Annotated in this window: 17 protein-coding genes and 1 pseudogene; 12 read left to right on the forward strand and 6 right to left on the reverse strand. The window is 61.0% G+C overall.

Annotation, left to right across the window (positions count from 1 at the left end; translation table 11 throughout):
- Positions 1-196: 196 nt before the first annotated feature.
- Entirely contained in the window at positions 197-1171 is a 975-nt protein-coding gene (locus tag IPM16_14920; protein ID MBK9124395.1) for a hypothetical protein, read from the forward strand.
- Between the two features lie 50 nt (positions 1172-1221).
- Here the strand turns inward: IPM16_14920 and IPM16_14925 are convergent, their stop codons facing one another.
- Positions 1222-2352, reverse strand: coding sequence for a hypothetical protein (locus tag IPM16_14925; protein ID MBK9124396.1), 1131 nt, complete (start codon positions 2350-2352; stop codon positions 1222-1224).
- Positions 2353-2600: 248 nt separating this feature from the next.
- Between IPM16_14925 and IPM16_14930 the strand changes: the two genes are divergently transcribed.
- The 6 genes from IPM16_14930 to argH all read left to right on the forward strand — a co-directional run bounded on the left by IPM16_14930 (position 2601) and on the right by argH (position 9543).
- Positions 2601-3722 (forward strand): PLP-dependent transferase, encoded by a 1122-nt coding sequence (locus IPM16_14930; GenBank protein ID MBK9124397.1) that lies wholly within the window; start codon positions 2601-2603, stop codon positions 3720-3722.
- Positions 3723-3877: 155 nt separating this feature from the next.
- Entirely contained in the window at positions 3878-4843 is a 966-nt protein-coding gene (locus IPM16_14935; GenBank protein ID MBK9124398.1) for an amidohydrolase, read from the forward strand.
- Between the two features lie 66 nt (positions 4844-4909).
- Entirely contained in the window at positions 4910-6208 is a 1299-nt protein-coding gene (locus IPM16_14940) for an extracellular solute-binding protein (protein MBK9124399.1), read from the forward strand.
- Positions 6209-6308: 100 nt separating this feature from the next.
- Positions 6309-7214: a sugar ABC transporter permease gene (locus tag IPM16_14945; protein ID MBK9124400.1), complete on the forward strand. Its 906-nt coding sequence runs from the start codon at positions 6309-6311 to the stop codon at positions 7212-7214.
- Between the two features lie 5 nt (positions 7215-7219).
- A complete protein-coding gene (locus tag IPM16_14950; protein MBK9124401.1) occupies positions 7220-8056 on the forward strand; it encodes a carbohydrate ABC transporter permease in 837 nt (278 codons plus the stop codon).
- A 2-nt stretch (positions 8057-8058) separates the two neighbouring features.
- The gene (gene argH, locus IPM16_14955) at positions 8059-9543 is read left to right on the forward strand and encodes an argininosuccinate lyase (protein MBK9124402.1); all 1485 of its coding nucleotides are present in this window, start codon (positions 8059-8061) and stop codon (positions 9541-9543) included.
- A 10-nt stretch (positions 9544-9553) separates the two neighbouring features.
- Here the strand turns inward: argH and IPM16_14960 are convergent, their stop codons facing one another.
- Genes IPM16_14960 through IPM16_14970 form a run of 3 tightly spaced genes read right to left on the reverse strand, consistent with a single transcriptional unit; the run spans position 9554 to position 11678 of the window.
- Positions 9554-10315 carry a sulfite exporter TauE/SafE family protein gene (locus IPM16_14960; GenBank protein ID MBK9124403.1) on the reverse strand — a complete coding sequence of 254 codons (762 nt, stop codon included), beginning with the start codon at positions 10313-10315 and terminating at the stop codon, positions 9554-9556.
- 57 nt (positions 10316-10372) lie between these two features.
- Positions 10373-11200, reverse strand: coding sequence for a hypothetical protein (locus IPM16_14965; protein MBK9124404.1), 828 nt, complete (start codon positions 11198-11200; stop codon positions 10373-10375).
- A complete protein-coding gene (locus IPM16_14970) occupies positions 11097-11678 on the reverse strand; it encodes a hypothetical protein (GenBank protein ID MBK9124405.1) in 582 nt (193 codons plus the stop codon). Before IPM16_14970 ends, IPM16_14965 begins: the two co-directional genes overlap by 104 nt.
- A 65-nt stretch (positions 11679-11743) precedes the next feature.
- On the opposite strand from IPM16_14970, the gene IPM16_14975 reads away from it, so the two are divergent.
- The 4 genes and pseudogenes from IPM16_14975 to IPM16_14990 all read left to right on the forward strand — a co-directional run bounded on the left by IPM16_14975 (position 11744) and on the right by IPM16_14990 (position 14938).
- Positions 11744-12124 (forward strand): ADP-ribosylation/crystallin J1, encoded by a 381-nt coding sequence (locus IPM16_14975; protein MBK9124406.1) that lies wholly within the window; start codon positions 11744-11746, stop codon positions 12122-12124.
- An 86-nt stretch (positions 12125-12210) separates the two neighbouring features.
- A pseudogene (locus IPM16_14980) lies at positions 12211-12564 on the forward strand (DUF2200 domain-containing protein).
- A 241-nt stretch (positions 12565-12805) separates the two neighbouring features.
- Complete coding sequence (locus IPM16_14985; GenBank protein MBK9124407.1) at positions 12806-12988, forward strand: hypothetical protein; 183 nt, start codon at positions 12806-12808, stop codon at positions 12986-12988.
- 1665 nt (positions 12989-14653) lie between these two features.
- Complete coding sequence (locus tag IPM16_14990; GenBank protein ID MBK9124408.1) at positions 14654-14938, forward strand: DUF2200 family protein; 285 nt, start codon at positions 14654-14656, stop codon at positions 14936-14938.
- Between the two features lie 50 nt (positions 14939-14988).
- On the opposite strand, the gene IPM16_14995 is transcribed toward IPM16_14990, so the two are convergent.
- Entirely contained in the window at positions 14989-16131 is a 1143-nt protein-coding gene (locus IPM16_14995) for a helix-turn-helix transcriptional regulator (protein MBK9124409.1), read from the reverse strand.
- A gap of 135 nt (positions 16132-16266) precedes the next feature.
- Here IPM16_14995 and IPM16_15000 point away from each other — a divergent pair, with 135 nt between their 5' ends.
- Positions 16267-16755: a quercetin 2,3-dioxygenase gene (locus IPM16_15000; protein MBK9124410.1), complete on the forward strand. Its 489-nt coding sequence runs from the start codon at positions 16267-16269 to the stop codon at positions 16753-16755.
- A gap of 224 nt (positions 16756-16979) precedes the next feature.
- Here the strand turns inward: IPM16_15000 and IPM16_15005 are convergent, their stop codons facing one another.
- Positions 16980-17354, reverse strand: a complete 375-nt coding sequence (locus IPM16_15005; protein MBK9124411.1) for a hypothetical protein — start codon at positions 17352-17354, stop codon at positions 16980-16982.
- Positions 17355-18277 lie beyond the last annotated feature (923 nt).

The raw sequence follows: 18277 nt of genomic DNA on the forward strand, positions 1-18277 counted from the left end.
TCCGCCCTGATTGATTCGCGCCCAAATCTGGATCGTCATAGAATCCTGCGGGTTGGCCGTTGTGACGGCCCTTGCAACTGAGAGGGTGTGAGTTATGAGGTTGTTGGTCCGCTGTGTACTCGTACTGATGGTAATCCTGAGCATTGTGGGCGGAACATCGGCATAAGCCGCAACCCCGGAGGTCTGCCCGCCATCGATGTTCGTTGGGTGGGGTGCGGCCGGAGTCGTCACGCCCGGCGACTCGAACAACGTGCGCGCCGAACCCACGACCTCTGGCGCGCTAGTCGGCAAGATCAGCCCGAGCGATCCGTTCCGCGTGATGTACCAGAGCGCGACGTGTGCAGACGGTTACTTGTGGATCGAAATCCAGACGATGACCCTGCGCGGCTGGACGGTCGAGCGTTCGCTGGACGGCGGGGAGCCATTCCTGATGGCGTTTGCGCCTGAGCCCGTCGAGGTGGGTGAGCGCGCCGAGGACGGGACGATTCGTGTCGAGGCCGGCGGCGTCGCGTTTACCGTGCCGGCGGGGCTGGGCATTGAACGCATCACGATGACACCCGAGATCGGGTTGTTTGGCGACGTGATGAGCGCGCAGCCCAGCTCGCTGGTGTTCGAGTTTTACCAACCGGACATCGACCGGGTGCGCGGCAGCATCGAAATCTACCCGTATGAAATCATCGACGCGGTGTATGAGCTGTACCGCTATTCTGAGCTGGAGACGCTGCTGACTGAACAGCCGAATCTGCTGGATTATGCGGCGCGCAACCGCATGCCCCAACTTCCGCTTGCGGGCGCGGCGGCGCTGTTTGGCGGGGCGGGCGCGTACCTGACCGGTGCAGACGGCATCGGGATGCGCTTCCTGACGTATTTCGCGCAGGACTGGGTGCTGTTCGATCAGGACGACTCGTTCGAGTATCTGTACCGCGGGTTCACGACCGACCGCAACTTCTTCGTCACCGCGCAGGACTTTTGGGCAAATCCGCCCGCCGGCACAATCCCGACCAACGGCAGCAGGGCGGATGAGCTGTATCCGCGCTACCTGCGCCAGTTGGAAGCCAATCTCGCGGCGCAGCCTGCGAGCGCCTTCACGCCCGACCTCGCGCTGCTGGATTCGATCTTCACGTCGTTCACGGTCACCGACATCGACGCGCTGCTGACGGTGATTCCATAAGGGTGCAAACCGGGGGCGTTACCTCGCGCCCCCGGTTGTTCTTGCGCTGCTTAACGAGACGGGGCGATGGTCATCACGTATGGTGTCCGGACTTGATCACGCACCGCGAGCGATGTTACGACAACACGAAACACGCTGTTGACCGGATCGACCGCAACAGTGCCGCTGCGCCCGCACGCGATGGTTGCACCCGTCGCGACAACAGTTGCCGCGGCAAGGTTGTTGACCGGGCACGTCAGGGTTACGGTATAAGTTGTCGATTGGGTGATCGCGCCGATCACGAACCCGAAGTCGATGATGTCCGTAGTGTCGCCACTCGGGCCTGAAACCTCGTTCTGAACAGTACCGCCGCGTTCATCGAATGTGATGGTGAAGATGGTATCCGGTGGTGAGACATCCGGCGTCGATGTGGCCGAAGGTATCGCTAAGGCTGTAGGCACCGGCGTCAACGTAGCCGCGGACGTCGCGGTTGCGTTGGGTGTGGACGTCGCGGTTTGCGTTGGGAAATTGCAGTTGAACGGGTCGCTAGGCGGGCAGAACTGGGTTGGCTGTGGGGTTGTGGCAAGCCCTGTCGCGATGTTGTTCAGACCTGCCTGATAAGTCAGGAACCAATTCGGTGTGCCCGCGTTCGGATTGATCGTCGCAGTCGCCGTCGGCGTCGGCGTGGGTTGGACGCCGATCATGTACTGGCCGCCGAACGTGCTGCCCAACGTGAGAAACGTCGAGCCTAGCCCGTCGACAGCAAACACGATGCGCACCGTAATCGTTGCCTCGTAAACGTCGGGCTCTACTTGCAGTACGATGCCCTCGAAGCGGGCAATCCCGTTCTGTGTCGGAATGGAGTCGATTGCGCCGGGCACCACCTCACCGCGTGGATTCCGGAGTGTGATATCGACCATGAAGTAGGTATTCGGGCCGTAGTAGTCATCGGGTACGAGTGCGTTGGTAGCATCGATGATCCGCACCTCGAAGGTCAGCGGAGCGGTCTGAAACCCGCTGAGCGAGAAGTCCGACCGCTGCATTGGGATGATGCCCGCTGGATGTTCGGGAACGATGATACTGGGCAGCGGACTGACAAACGCCTGCGCTTGGACGGATGATGGCGAGACAAGCAGGATCGATACGAAGACGAACAGCGGGATCAGCACGGTCAGGATGCGAAGACGGGCGCGATTATGCATAAAATCTCTTTTGCCTTCAGAGGCGACTATAGACACAGGACGCATTATCGCGGCGGCGGCAGGCGCGGAGCACCGTCAGCAGCACTGTCGATTGCAGCACAGTATATGGGTTTTCCATAACGCGCAAACGACGCTGGCTATGCGGTGGCCATAGAATCGGTTGGATAGGCGAAGGCGAACCTGATAGAGTCTACCTGAATGTTTGGGATGACACGCGCTCAACATTGCACCCAAAGTCAGGAGAAGCAATGGATAAGACTCCGCCTAGGATCAAGCCCGATTCGTGGATTGTCTCGGCAGGTCGCTCTCTCGGGGCCGGCGAACCACTCAACATACCGCTGATTCCAGCATCTAGTTTCATCATCGGCAGCGGGCGCGAGTACTCGCGAGATGATGGGACACCGACATGGGAGGCTCTGGAAGAAATCGTCGGCGGTCTTGAAGGGGGTAGAGCGATCGCGTTCGCCTCAGGCATGGCCGCCATTGCTGCGATCTTCGATCAGCTTGCAGCGGGGGCCGTTGTCGTTCTGCCGGACGACTGCTACCAAGGCGTTGCTGGTCTTGCTGCAGCGGGCGCTGAACGAGGTCGTTGGACGGTGCAGCGGGTGGCCGTGGACGATACAGATGGCTGGATTCGCGCGTGTGGAACTGCGGATCTGGTCTGGCTTGAGTCGCCGTCGAATCCGATGCTCACGGTCGCCGATCTTTCCGCAGTTTGCGCGGCGCCACGCAAGGCTGGAACAATCATGGCTGTGGACAACACGTTCGCAACGCCCCTGAATCAGCAACCGCTGAACTTAGGCGCTTCGGTGTCGCTGCAATCTGTAACCAAGTTCATCGGTGGTCATTCGGACTTGTTGTCAGGCGTCGCCACCACGAGAGATGATTCGCTTTGGCACGCACTCAAAAAGACCCGAGAACTGACTGGTGCAACCCCCGGAACTCTTGAGTCGTATCTTGCGGTGCGGGGCGCCAGAACGCTCGCCTTGCGTTTGCATCGGGCACAGCAAACAGCGATGGTGCTGGCTCAGCGCCTTGAGGCACACCCACAAGTGGTTCGTGTTCGGTATCCCGGCTTGCCCTCTCACCCGACCCACGCTGTTGCGAAACGTGTGCTCAAGGGCTACGGGACGATCATTTCGTTCGATCTACGTGGCGGGGCGGACTTTGCCGACAGGGTCTGCCGAAGCACTAGCCTCATCCACCATGCGACAAGTCTCGGAGCGGTTGAGTCGACTATGGAGCGTCGAGCCGCGATTCCGGGACAGGGACATCTGCCTCCGTCGCTGTTAAGGCTCAGCGTTGGTATCGAGGATGCTGACGATCTCTGGAATGACCTCGCAGCGGCAATACGCACTGCAGAGGGTTGATGTGGTTGATAAGCCTCGCACGGCAGCCTTCCGCCGTGTTTGGTTCGGTTAGGTTCATGGCGGCGACGGCGAACCTTCGCTACTATAGTCGATGCAGGCCGAACATCGGCAGCAGGGTTTTCAACTTAATCGTTTTTCACAGTAAGGATAGACCTATGTATTCCGGCCTTGAGGTCATCGATTTTCACACCCACTTTCCAACACGGAGACCGTGGTTCGAGGGGATGGCGCCGGACATGCGCAGCGAGTACATCGCGCGGCGCGGCGAACGGCGCGCCAAACTGATCGCAGAGCAGGCCGCCGCCTACAGCGCCAACTGGCGTGCGGCGTGGGGCTACCAGCCGCCTGAAAGAGACCTCCCCGATGACGACGTACAGGCCGACCGCTGGCAGGCCGAGATCGATCGCTACGGGCTGCGGGCAGTCGGTTTTGTCACGGGGGGCGGCAACGATGCGCTCGGGCAGGTCATCAAGCGTAACCCCGACCAATTCATCGGTTTTGCCCACAATTACCCGTTCGCGGAGAACGCGGCCGACGAACTGCGCCGGGCAATCACCGAACTAGGGATGAAGGGCTACAAACTGCTCGCCCCGAATCTGGACCGGCCGATCGAGGACGAGGCAGCCTATCCGGTCTGGGAGGTTTGCGCCGAGTACAACATCCCGGTACTGGTTCACTTCGGTATACAGGGCGGCGGTGGCGGCATCGCGTGGCACGAGAACATCAACCCGCTCAAGCTGCACAACGTCGCCAAAGACTTCCCCGATGTGACGTTCGTTGTCCCGCACTTCGGCTGTGCGTGGATCCGCGAAACGCTGCAGTTATGCTGGGCGTGCCGCAACGTGTGCATCGACACGTCCGGGTCGAACCAGTGGGTCGCGTGGGTGGACGGCGACTGGACGACCAAGAAGCTGTTCCGCAAGTACATGGAGACGATCGGCGCAGAGCGCATCATCTTCGGCAGCGATTCCAGCTACTTCCCGCGCGGGTTCGCCGTGCGCTACCTTGACGATCAGATCCGGGACTGCCGGGAGCTGAACCTGACGCACGAACAGCAGCAGCTCATCTTCGGGGGGAATGCCGCGCGGTTGTTCAAGATCGACCTTCACGCTGGGGCTTAACAGGCAGTCTGCGAGGACCGCCTGTCAATGTCTGTCTGATTCTTTTTCGTAGTGAGGAGTCTGGAGATGTCACGTTCAAAATTCACGGTGTTTCTCTTGTCCTGTCTCCTTGTCCTGCTGATGAGTTCGCAGGCGTTCCTACAGGACGATGTCATTGAAATCGAGTACTGGCAGTACAACTTCGGCGGCCGTATCGAGGCCATGGATGACCTGATCGCGCAGTTCGAGGCGGCCAACCCGGATGTGCGCGTCATCCATAACAGCGATATCGCCTACGACAACTTCCGCGACGAAATCGCGGCGTCCGCGCCTGCCGGCGTCGGCCCTGACGTGGTGACCCTGTTCTATGGCTGGATCCCGGCGTTTGTCGATGCCGGCTATCTCGTCCCGCTGCCTGAAGAAGACTTCCCGGCAGAGTGGATCGAGAGCTACTTCTCGCCGATGGTCGCCGAGTCCAAGTTCCTCGATCAGTACTGGTCGATCCCGACGGCGGTTCGCACCCTCGCGCTGTTCTGGAATAAGGACATGTTCGAAGCCGCCGGCCTCGACCCGGAAAAGCCGCCGACGACCCTCGAAGAGCTGGTCGAGATGGCGCAGGCGCTGACGATCTATGACGGCAACGGCACCGAAATCCTGAACATCGCGCAGGAAGGCTTCCCGCCGCAGTTGTCCGGCCAGTGGCATCACTGGTTCCGCGAAGTGCTGCTGCGCCAGTACGGCGGCGTGCCCTACAGCGACGACCTGCGGTCGGTAATGTGGAATTCGCCGGAAGGCTGCGAAGCGTTCACGTACATGTCGGACTTCGAGACGGTGTACAAGACCGGCAGCAACGACCTGTTCACAGACGCGACCAACGCGTTCGTGACCGGGCTGGCGGCCATCCACATCGACGGTTCCTTCCGTTTGGGGACGATCAGAAACAACAATCCGGACTTGAACTACGGCGTGGCCGAACTGCCGGTTGGACCCAATGGTGAACGGCACAACTTCGGGTCGTACTGGACGCACGGCATCACCCGCCGGGCGGCTGGCGATGAGCGCCGGATGGACGCCGCGGTGCGCTTCCTCAAGTTCATCACCACGGCCGAAGCCGGGTTGACGTGGGTGGAATACACTGGTGAGCTGCCCGCGCAGTTGGAAGCGGCAGCCGATGAAGAGCTGTTGGCAGATCCGATCCTTGGGCCGTTTGCCGCCAGCCTTGCGTACTCGCACGCGACATTCTTCGTCGACGAGACCGCCCAGCGCCAGGTGCTGATCGATGCCTTCGACAACATCCGGCTTGCCGGTGTCGACCCGTGTCAGGCGCTGAACGACGCTGCGCTGGTCGAGCAGGAAATCCTCGATCAGTTCTGGGCCGATCAATAAACGTGCAGCCAGACCGTCGGGCTGTGGGCTGGTTCTCCTGCAGCCCGATGGTCTTCCTCGCATCGCTCCCCAATCGCCAGCATATAACAGATGGTGAAGCATGTTTCAGCTGACTCTTGCTAGGAAAAAGATTCTTTGGGCGTATCTGTTTCTAGCGATACCGCTGATCTTCTTTCTATACATCCGTATTTACCCGACGCTGTTCGCCTTCGAGATGAGCCTGTACGACTGGAATCCGCTTGCGGAGGAGCAGGAGTACATCGGGACGGAGAACTACGAACGGCTGGCGACCGAACTGAACAATCCCCGGTCGGTGACGCGCGCCGCGTTCAGCAACACGATCGTGTACGTGGTGCTGGGGGTGCCCATCCAGCTCTCGATTGCGCTGCTGGTCGCGCTGATGCTGAACGAAATCGGCCGCTTGACCATGCTGTACCGGCTGTTGTTCTTTCTGCCGTTTGTCACGTCGACCATTTCCATCGCGTGGGTGTTCAGGGCGCTGTATCAACCACAATTCGGGTTCTTGAACGTCTTGCTGACGTTGTTTTCACTGCCCCAGCAGCCGTTCCTGAAAAGCCCGACGCAGGCGCTGCCCTCGATTCTGGCGATGATCATCTGGCAGGGGTTGGGGTTCGCGGTCATCATCTTTTTGGCCGGCGTCAAGCAGATTCCGCGTGATTACTACGAGGCCGCGACAGTCGACGGGGCGAACCGCTGGCAGTCCTTCCGGCGCATTACCCTGCCGCTGCTCAACCCGAGCATCGTCTACCTGATCGTGCTGCAATCCATCTCCTTTTTGCGGACGTTTGCGCCGGTGTTGGCGATGACGACGCAGGGTGACGGCGGCCCGCTGAATTCAACGACGACGGTCGTGCTGCGAATATATCGAGAAGCGTTCCAGCGATTCGATATGGGTTTCGCCGCGGCACAGACTGTGTTTTTGTTTGCGATCATCTTGGTGGTGACCATCGTCCAGATGCGCCTGACCACCCGAGCTACGGATTGAACGCGATGTCTCGTGCTGCAGCTTGGCCCTATAAGACTTTCTCGTACCTCATGCTGACGCTGATCGGCCTGACGATGATCGTCCCGTTCGCATGGATGATTGCGACTTCGTTCAAGCCCGCGACCGAAATCCTGCGTCCAAACTTCTTCCCGGTCGCGCCCACGATCGCCAATTACGAGACCGTGCTGTTTGATACGGCGCTGCCGCGCTGGTACTGGAACTCGATCGTGGTCGCGGTGATGAGCACCGTCAGCGTCGCGTTTTTCGACTCGCTGGCCGGGTACGTGTTCGCCAAGTATCAGTTCCCCGGCAAGCGGATCATTTTCATCCTGTTCCTCAGCTCGTTGATGGTGCCGACGGAGATGCTGATTATCCCGTGGTACATCATGTCGGTGCATCCGATCGTCGGCTCAAGTTGGGTCGATACGTACTGGGGCATAGCGTTTCCGGGCTTAATCACGGCGGCGGGCGTATTTCTGATGCGCCAATTCATGCAGGGCGTTCCCAACGAACTGCTGGACGCGGCGCGCATGGACGGGGTGAGCGAGTTCGGGTTGTTCTGGCGAATCGCGATACCGCTCGCCTTGCCGGCGGTTGGCGCGCTGTGCATCTTCAACTTCCTCGGCAACTGGAACGCGTTCATCTGGCCCCTGATCATCACGTCGGCGCGGGACATGATGACCTTACCGGTCGGGATCCAATTCTTCTCGACAGAAGCGGGGGCGGATTGGCATCTGATCATGACTGGGGCGACGCTCTCGGTAGTGCCGCTGCTGCTGATCGTCATCTTCTTCCAACGCTACATTATCGACGGCATCGCGCTGACCGGTATCAAGGGCTGATCGTGGCAGAACACGCTGGCAAGTTCCCGCACCCGCTGTATGAAGAACACGTGCTGAAGCCGTTCTTTCGAGACGCGCAAACGTACTACTACGAGCCGATGCTCAAGGCCAACCGGGCGCACGCGGTCATGCTGGCGCAGTGCGGCATCATCACCCGCGACAACGCGCGCGCGCTGCTCGCCGCGCTGGCGCAGGTCGAGGCAGCGGGGCTGTCCGCACTGGTTTATCAGTCCGGCGTCGAGGACCTGTTCTTTGCGATGGAACGGCGGCTGATCGAGATTGCCGGGGCCGAGCATGGCGGCAACCTCCAGTTGGCGCGCAGCCGCAACGACCTCGGATATGCGCTCACGCGGTTGGCCTTGCGCCCGCTGACCCTCGCGGCGATCCGTCACCTGCACGCGCTTCGCCAAGCCTTGCTCGACTTCGCCGGAGCGCATCTGCACACGCTAATGCCCGGCTATACGCACACGCAGCCCGCCCAGCCGACGACGATGGCCCATTACATCGCCGGGGTATCCGCAGCCATGGAGCGCGACACCGCGCGCTTGCAGCACGCGTACCGCACCAACAACCAGAGTCCGCTCGGCGCGGCAGCGCTGACCGGCACCGGCTTTCCGGTTGACCGCGAGTTGAGCGCCCGTCTGCTCGGCTTCGACTCGGTGATGGCGAGCACGTGGGACAGCATCGCCGCGTCGGATAACCTGACCGACGTGGCGGCGGCGCTGACGAGCCTCGGCGTCAATCTGTCGCGGTTCACCCACGACATGCTGTTCCGGGCAACGCAGGAAAGCGCCGCTATACGCATCGACGACAGTTTCATCCAGATCAGCTCGATCATGCCGCAGAAGCGCAACCCGGTCGTGCTCGAACACCTGCGCGCGCGCATCAGCCGGATGCTCAGTCAGGCGCAGGGCGTCGTGTTGCAATGCCACAACATCCCGTTCGGCGACACGCAGGACATCGAAGACGAAATCTTCCCGCTGCTCTTCGGAAGCCTCGAGACTTCGTTCGAGATTCTGGAGCTTTATACGGCCGTGATGAGCACGCTGCATGTCAACGCAGCGCATCTGCGCGAACGCGCAGCCAGCGGGTTCACGACCGTCACCGAACTGGCCGACAGTCTGGTGCGAGCGGCGGGGCTGCCGTTCCGTCAGGCGCACCGGATCGTCTCCGGCATGGTCACCCACGCGCTCAAGAACGGGCTGTCGCCGCAGGACCTCGGCGCGGCACTGCTCGGCGACGTGGCGCAGGAGGTCATCGGCCGGCGAGTCGAGGTCAGCGATAAGTTCGTGCAGGACGCTTTGAATCCCGAGCAGTTCGTGCTGCTGCGCGCAGGCATCGGCGGCGCAGCGCCGTCGGCCACCGCTCAGGTGCTCACCGACCAGCGCGAGCAGTTGAACGCGGATGTCGCGTGGCTGGACGATGCGACGCAAAAGCTGCAGGACGCCGATCACGCTCTGAAGCAGGCGATCGCGGCCCTCATGTAGGGGCGTCGGCTTATTGTGTCAGCAAGCTGATTGCCGCCCACAACAGCAGCGCGGTGATGAACCAGTCGAACACGGCGTGATTCACGCGGTGGATGATCGGGCGCGAGCCGAACACCAGCAGCGGGATGAGCAGCAGCGCCCACGGCGCCAACCCGATCATGCCGAGATCGTCGAACACGCCGCCGGCCACGTACCCCGGCACCTTCAGCCAGTTGACGATCACGAAGAACAGCGTCTGCGTGCCGACGAACGCGCTGGGCGACATCTTCTGCAGCAGCATGTAGGCGGTCATCGGCGGGCCGCCGGTGTTTGCCAGCGCCGAGCCGAGGCCGCTTGTCACGCCGGTCAGCACGCCGTGCCACGGCCGGTGCGCATAGGCCGCCTGCTGCAAGTAGCGCACCATCGCCGCGTTGGCGATCTTGTAGACGATCAGCAGCAGGGTCACGATGCCGAGGATGCGCTTGAGCGTGGTCGAGTCGAGCGAGACCAGCACCCATGTGCCGAGCGCCACGCCGATCACCGCAGCAGGCAGGGTGTAGCGCAGGTAGCGCCAATCCCACTGGCGCCAGAAGGCCGGGATGGCGAACACGTCGCCGATCATCAGCAGCGCCAGCAGCACGCCGGTCGCGCCCTGCACGGTGATTGTCGCGCCGTTGTAAGTCGCCTGCACCAGCAGCGGAAGCGCCAACGTCCCGCCGATCGGACCGATCAGCCCGCCTTTCGACAGGCCGACGAAAACGCACGCGAGCACGAAGGCGAGAGTGAAATCCATGAGTGATGTCCGGACATGGGAAGAGGTAAGGCCGTCATTATAGCGCGAAGCGGACACTCAACGATCGACGACCGTGAATCCGAGCACGATCTGATCGCTCAACGGAATAGCCGTATCGGCGGCGATGTCGAGCAGGATCAACGTGCGGAAGTCCAGCGCTATGCCGCGTTCTCCGCCCGGCAGCCAGATCACCGGGACGTATAGGCGCGAGAATGCCGCTAGCAGTTCCGGTTCGGAGGGTGCGTCGAAGCGCAGGCGCTGGACCGTGAGTTGTTCGTCCACACGGGTCTGATAAGTCAGCGTCGTGTCGGTCACATGAATCACACGCAGTTCTGACCCGATCCGGGTGACCGAACCCGTGTCGCGCTGCACTAGGAAGCCGTCTGCGAGGAAGCCCCTCCCGACAAGAATTCGCCGGCACGCATCGTCCAGCACCTCGACCGACGAGACGGTCAAGTCACCGAAGGACCTGTAATCGGCCAGCACTTCACGAACACCGCTGGTCAAGTTGAGGAGGCTCAGTCGGGGCTCGACCTCGAGCGCTGCAAGTGACTCCCCGCACCATGTCCCTTGACGTATATCGGGCAGCCGGGTGATTGCGCCCGACGCGGCGTCGACCAGTGCGGCCCCCTCGAGTTCGGCAAGGCGCGGATCGACCGGGTTAAGCAGGATCGTCCGACTGTCCGGCGACCAACTGACAGCGGTCGTGCGCGGTACGGTCAAGGTGCCGTAGTCGGTGCCGTCCGCGCCGATCCGGTGCAGCACGACGACCTGCTCGGCCTTAATCGCCAGCATCGACCGGTCGGGCGACCACGCCAGCGGTTGTGTCAGGCCCCGCGTGACCGTCGCCAGCTTCACCGCGTCCGGCGCGCCGGGTGACGACACCCATACGTCGCCGGTGAACGGGACGTACAGCGTGCCGTAGTAGCCATCGTCGGCATGGTGCAGGTCGAACTCCGGTGATGCGCATTTGCACGGTGTTGGCTGTGGTGACGCGCAGGACGGGCTGGCGTTCGCCCGTGACGGTGTCCAGCACGCTGAACGTCCAATCGGCCAGTTCAAGCCGGCGGCCCAGTTCGAGCATGACTACCGCGCCATCCTGCCACGCGATGTCGTAACCGGTCGGCAGGATGATCTGCCGGGTGAGGGTTTGGCCGCGCTGGGCGTCGACCAGCATGTAACGCAGGCGATCCGGGGTGGTGCCACCAATTTGCGCAAAGACGATCGGGGCCTCGATCGCGCGCCCGGCCTGAACCGTCGCGGCGATCAACAGACCGCACGCCAGCCATATCCCCACGAAAAGTCCGAGGCGCCGCATGCGCGGAGTATAGCGGATGCGGCCCCAGGGTGATGGACGGGACATTGCTCTGTGATTCGGGTAGAGACTATCCTTTGATTGCAAGTTTGCAGGCTCATGGGGAGGCATGGATGGAGACACAGGCGTTGTATCGTCCGGTTGGCTTATTCGAATTTCAGTTGATTCGGGACACTGACTTTAGGGCCTTCCCCCCACGGCTTCCCGAACAGCCCATCTTCTATCCGGTGCTGAATTTCGAGTATGCGGCGCAAATTGCGCAGCAGTGGAACACCAAAGACGCCAAATCCGGTTACATGGGAGCGGTTACTCGCTTTGAATTGCCCCGCAGCTACCTGAGCCAATTCGACGAGCATGTTGTTGGCAACTCCATCCATCGAGAGCTCTGGGTTCCAGCGGAAGAACTTCACGCCTTCAATGCGCAAATCATTGGGAAGATCGAGGTTGTCGCCGTGTACTACGGTGAGCAGTTTCGTGGTGAGAAACTCGGGTAACGGAGCTGCCTGAAGTAGAACACGTGTTTATGTTTCGTGACGGGAATGCTACAATCGAGGTCACCGAGGACGCGAGGAGGGTGGTGATGAACAGTAACCACCGGATCTACAAAATGGCGTTCGCACGGGTGTATCCCGAGTACGTCAAGAAGGCGGAGCGCAAGGTCGCACGAAAGCGGAAGTCGACGACATCATCCGCTGGCTGACCGGCTACAGCCAGACCGAACTGGACGCGCAGATCGATCAAGCAAGCCGATTTCGGGACGTTCTTCGCGGAGGCCCGCAGATGAACCCGTCGCGGGCGCTGATCACCGGCGTGATTTGCGGCGTCCGCGTGGAGAACATCGAAGAGCCGCTGATGCGCGGATCGCTATCTGGACAAGCTGGTCGACGAACTCGCGAAAGGCAAGGCGATGGCGAAGATTCTGCGGGCGGGGTAGGCGGCCACCCATAACGGTGTGTGACTTCCGTCACGCGCGTATCATACAAATGTAACTTGCAGTCACGTTGAGGCGGGCGTTACGCTTTGTTGTGAACCGTCCGCCTATCCTCCTTCCATCATACCTCGCGGGCATCCTCACGCATCGCTGTCACAAGGCCGTGCCATGCACCGGATCGCCGCGCTGTTCGTCGTAATCTTACTCGTAATATCGGGGGGGTAATCTCGCCGATCCCGCGCCCGTGACCCCTGCCCCGCTGCTGCCGCTTCCTGGCACGCCGCAGCCGCCCGATCCGCTGAACGGGTTCCGCGGCCTCCAACCCGCGTCGGCGGCGGTGACGCCCTCGGCTCCGAATACGTCGCGGTTCGACCTGCCCCAGTGGGATCAGATCTATTCGGACGATTTCGAGAGTCTATCCTCCTGATTCGCCGTGGATGCGACCGCTGAACCGTTACTTGGCAAATGAATCCGGCAATCAATTTGTCCGTATCACCGGCGACGGAACCCGCCTCCCGCTCTCGTTCGGCTACATCCACGATACGTCACTTGAAGCTCGCGTGCGTATTCAGTCCGGCACTCTACGGGTTCCTTACATTGTTGACTTTTCGGGTGGCATTAGCCAAGGACAGCTGCAGCGACCACGGCCCAGACCATTTTACTGTGCGCAGTTTCGAGACAGTGCAGCGTTCACGCTAGCAGATACCTACGCTTTTGAGGCATTTCCATACGAGACTACCAACATTGGACCCGACCAGATATTCGCACCTCTCTATTGGCCGGAGGAGAACTGAAGTGATGACTCCATTGATCAATAGAAACTGGAATGAGGCCATTTCGCATAAGGCTCTACTAGCAGTTGTTGGTCTGCTGTTGGTTCTGCTGGATCCGCTAGTGTTGTCACGGGCGCAATACGACAACTATCTGTATCCCGTGTGGCACCCAAGTGCGAATTTGGTTGCGGTGACAAATGCAGCGCGAGTTCGAGTGTATTCGTCGGACTTTACACAATTGCTCGATGAATACGATCTCTTTGTCGGAAGTACTCCTGGGCTTCGGGTCGGACATATGGCCTGGAGTCCTGATGGCACGATGTTGGCTGTGTCGCTAGCCGGAGAGGACGTTGATTTCGGGCTTCAAGTATGGGACTTGCAAAGTGGTGAACGGGTCGCCGAGATAGCGGAAACAGTTAGTACGGACGCTCAATTCGTGTGGGGGGCAAACAGCGACAGCATCGCCTTTGTTCACATTCGAAGCCACGGCGATCACACGATTCGACTCGTCGACATGCCTGCGGGGACGGTGATCCGTGAGTTTGAACCAACTCCTAAAGCAGGGATCTATGCTTTCGACTGGAGTCCAGCCCGTAATCAGGCTATAGTCGATCTTGGCGGTACGAACGCCGGTTTCTACGCGCTTGATACTTCAACGGGAGAATTCGAGCTTCTCACGATGAGTTTTCAGTTGGGATCAAGGTTCACTTACAATTCTGATGGCTCCCTTATCGCTGGTGTACCACGATCGAATGACAGTGTTGTTGAGGTCTGGAATACAGAGACGTTCGATGTCGTAACAACCCTTTCCGGACACACATCCTGGATCGCAGCCATTTCATGGGCGACCAACACAACCCTAGCAACCGTAAGTGACGATGAAACCACGCAGATCTGGGATGCACAGACAGGTCAGCAGTTGGATGTGCTAGATACCGGCTATACATCCACGCCGGACTTTAGCCCCGACGGTAGCCTGTTCGCCGCTGCTGCCATCGACCAAGTAAACGTAATCCGAGAAGTGATAGGGGGCGACGTTCTTGCCGCATTGGGCAGTACCACCACACCGATAGCAGACGCCGGACCGGATCAGACTGTCACCGACAGCGGTAACGATGGCTCTGAGTGGGTAACCTTAGATGGTTCAGGAAGCACCGACAGCGACGGCACCATCGTTTCATATGCCTGGAAAATCGATGGCGTTGAAATCGCCTCGGGCATTGGACCACAGGTCAACTTGGCTGTCGGAACGCACACAATCAGACTGACCGTAACCGATGATGGCGGCGGTGCAAGCAGCGATGAGGTAGTCATCGTAGTTGCCCCCACCCCCGGTGGGCAGATCGCGTATTACGGGACGTGCATGGGACCGGACGGAATGGGTTTTTATCAACGCCATCTGCGGCCTGAACATCTCCGGCGGCGATACATTCTACCTCACCGGTGGTATGAATCCGTCGCGGGCGCTGATCACCGGCGTGATTTGCGGCATCCGCGTGGAGAACATCGAAGAGCCGCTGATGCGCGAGATCCGCTATCTGGACAAGCTGGTCGATGAACTGGCGAAGGGCAAGACGATGGAGAAGATTCTGCGGGCGGGGTAACTGCCGCCGCGGCCGATCTTCGCACTCAGCCACGTGGAAGATCCTCGACATTACCTCACGTGGCGGTGCGACTGTTTCATGGGTCCGCCACGGAGCGGTTTGCCCGTGACCGAGCGGCGTTCGTTGTCGCGCAAGCGGGGCTCGTAGTAAGAGAAGAACACCTGACCGACCAACTCTCGCCGGCTGCGAACACCTGTCTTGTCGAAGATGTTCTTGAGGTGCTGCTGCACCGTATGTGCTGACACCACAATAGCCGATGCAATTTCGGTGGTCGAGTAGCCTTGTAAGATCAGCCCGGTGATATCCTGTTCGCGCTCGGTCAAGCCATAGGTGTTCATGAGCAGCGGCATGATGCGCGCAGGGTGGGCGGGTTCGATGATGACCGCGATACGCCGATCGCCGTTTCCGACGAGCACCGCGCCGTGCAGCACGATCCACAGTCCGCTGCGAGAGAGCACCCGTGCGAATGCGACTTCGCCGGGCACGTCCGCGCCACCGGCAAGGTGCGACGCGCGCCCTGCCACGGCCAGTACCGATGGCGGGAGTTTACCTCTGGCCCAATCGCCGTCGGGCAGTTCGGCCAGCCAGCGCTCCGTGCCCGGCGTAACCGACTCGACGCTCCAGTTCCCGGTCAGGATGACGAGCCCCGGCGCTTCCGGTCCTTCGGGGTCCGTTGCCTCGCCAATGATCAACCCGCGCCGAGCCCCCTCCGCCAGGACGGGTGCCATCTCGCGCAGGAAGTGCATCTCCTCGCTGGTAAACAGCGGAGAGTCCGGCTCGCGGTAGAGACCCAATAGGCCCCAGCGGTGACCGGCACGGGTTCGCAGGGCGAGCAGTAGTTCCTGATCCGCGCCGAACGGACGCATGTATTGGTTCCACGCGATGCTGCGACTCGGATCGCCGCCCGTCGCTTCGTGCAGCGTCGAGATTCCACGATCCGATCGGGCAATATCCGCTATCTTGTGAAAGTCGTCAGTGAAGTATTCGTGGGCAAGCCACTCCGGGGGAAGCTCCGGGATCTCCGCCTGATAGTGGCTTGTGACCAGAAGCGTCGTGGGATCGAGCGTAAACCAACACGGCGAGAGATAGTGCGGCACGACTCGCGCCAAAGCAGCGGATGCCTCCTTCCAGAACGACACAAGGTCCAGATTCTGGTTGGCAGCTCGAATGATCCTGCTGCGTGCCTGCTGCATTACGTGTGCTTTCATGGGGGAAAACTATACACACGGTGACGGCATGCCAGCAATACCACTTATCTGGTATAGGATCTTGCACACTTAGACCTCAATATCTACGGGACGGTGAGGAGTAAGAAAGGTACCAACACGATGCAGATCAGCAACCGGGTGAACAAAGCAGAGCCGAAATTTGTCCCGTCAGACGAAGGGGAAGCGCGTTGGTGGATGGGCAGCCTCGCCGTGATCAAGGCGTCTGGCGCCGACACGGGCGGGCAGATGGCAATCATCGAAATTACTGAGCCGCCAGGCGCGGAAGCTCCGCTGCATGTGCATCAGCGTGAAGACGAGGCGTTCTGGATTCTGGAGGGTACTGTGACCTTCGAGGTCGGAAGCAGCAAGATCGATGCTGGCGCGGGCGATTACGTGTTTGGTCCGCGTGGGTGCCCGCACCGCTACACGGTCGGCGAGGCTGGCTGCCGTATGCTGTTCATTGTTACCCCCGGCGGCTTCGAGAAGTTGATCGTGGACATGAGCGAACCCGCTGGTCGTCGTACGCTTCCACCGCCGTCCGACGAAATGCCGGATTTCGAAAAGATTGCGGCGATTGCAGCCAGCTATGGAATCGAGCTGCTCGGCTAGTCCCCGGCGGCCTCGGCAGCGACCGGTGCGCCGGTGCGTTCGACCTCGCGTGACGTGAGGGCCATGCCGGCGCGGCCGATCTTCGCGCTCAGCCACAGCTTGGCGCGGCGTTTGAGCAACGCCGCCGGTCTTCGCCGCCCGGCTGAAACGCGACCTCGCTGACCATCCAGCGCGGGCAGTCGGTAGAAGCGCCGGCAGCGCGCCCGCCAATGGTCAGGTCGCGGTCACTGCGCGCGTCCCACGGCTTGTCGCTCAGGATGCGCTCCTCGACTTTCGCGTAGAACGGCGTGCCCTTGATCGGGTAGGCCACGGTCGTCAGGAAGATGTCGGGATTGGCCTCCTTGAGATGGGCGACCGTCTGCGATGTCCGCGACCGTCTCGCCCTCGTAGCCGAGCATGATGAACATGCCGGCCTCGATGCCGTACTTCTGCAGCAGGTGGGTCTTGGCCGCGCACGTCAGCGACCTCGACCTTGCGCCCATCGCGTCGAGGACCCGCTGCGAGCCGGACTCGCTGCCGTTCCACAGCCGGAAACAGCCCATGTCCGCCAGAAGCTGCACAACCGGCTCGGTTAGGCGGTCGGCGCGGCATGCACTCAAACGGGATCTTCAGCACGCCGCGTTCGTCCAGTGCCTGCCGCGTACGCGAAGAACCAGCGGTGATTCATGGCGAACACGTCGTCAGCATACCACCAGGTCAGGGGCGTAGCGCTCCTTGATCCACAGCAGTTCGTCGGCAGCGTCTTCCGGCGTGCGGCGGCGGTGCGACGTGCCGAACACCGAATGGCTGCACCACTTGCAGGTGTACGGGCAGCCGCGCGCGTGGATCACGCTGATCGACGGCCGGCCGTGGTGTGTCTTCCAGATGCGCAGGTACTCGGGGATGTCGATCGCCTCGCGGTCGGGCCACGGTAGGCGCGACAGGTCAGAGATCGGCGGGGCGCGGTTCAGTCTGCTCGAGCGCGCCGTCGGCGTGTCCGTTGATTCCGGCGATCGACTCCGGGGCCGCGATTACCGGCGCGGGTCGGCGCGGGCAGAAGTTCATCGAGCGTGTGCTCGCCTTCGCCGTTCACGACGACATCCGCGCCGCGCGGAGATACTCGTTGGCGTAGTAGGGCGGCTCCGGACCGCCGATCGACCACGCGCCGGCGGCTTTGCAGCTGCCCGGGATCATCTGAGCACGGCGAACTTGGTCATCAGGTTGGCGTAGATGCCGACGACCGAGGCCGCCGATTTTCCGCGACCAAGGCGGCCTCGAAAGCGGCCAGCGACGAGAGCGTCGGTCGAAAACGCCGACGCCAAAGCCCGCGCGATTTAAGGATAAGACGAGAGGTACAGGATGCCGAGCGGCGGGTACGGCTTCATGACCTGCCGCTCGTGCGGGTCATCATAAGAGGAGTATAGGCGTGGGCGAGCAGAATATCCCATGCGGGCGGTTACATCAATACACGTCAGCGCCATTATACTGGGAATTATGGTTTCGCTGTGGTTTTTCCGGCTCTAAGTCAGAAACGCATAAAGGG

Origin of the sequence: Candidatus Flexicrinis affinis (assembly GCA_016716525.1) — a bacterium.
In the GTDB taxonomy this organism is placed as follows: Bacteria; Chloroflexota; Anaerolineae; order Aggregatilineales; family Phototrophicaceae; genus Flexicrinis; species Flexicrinis affinis.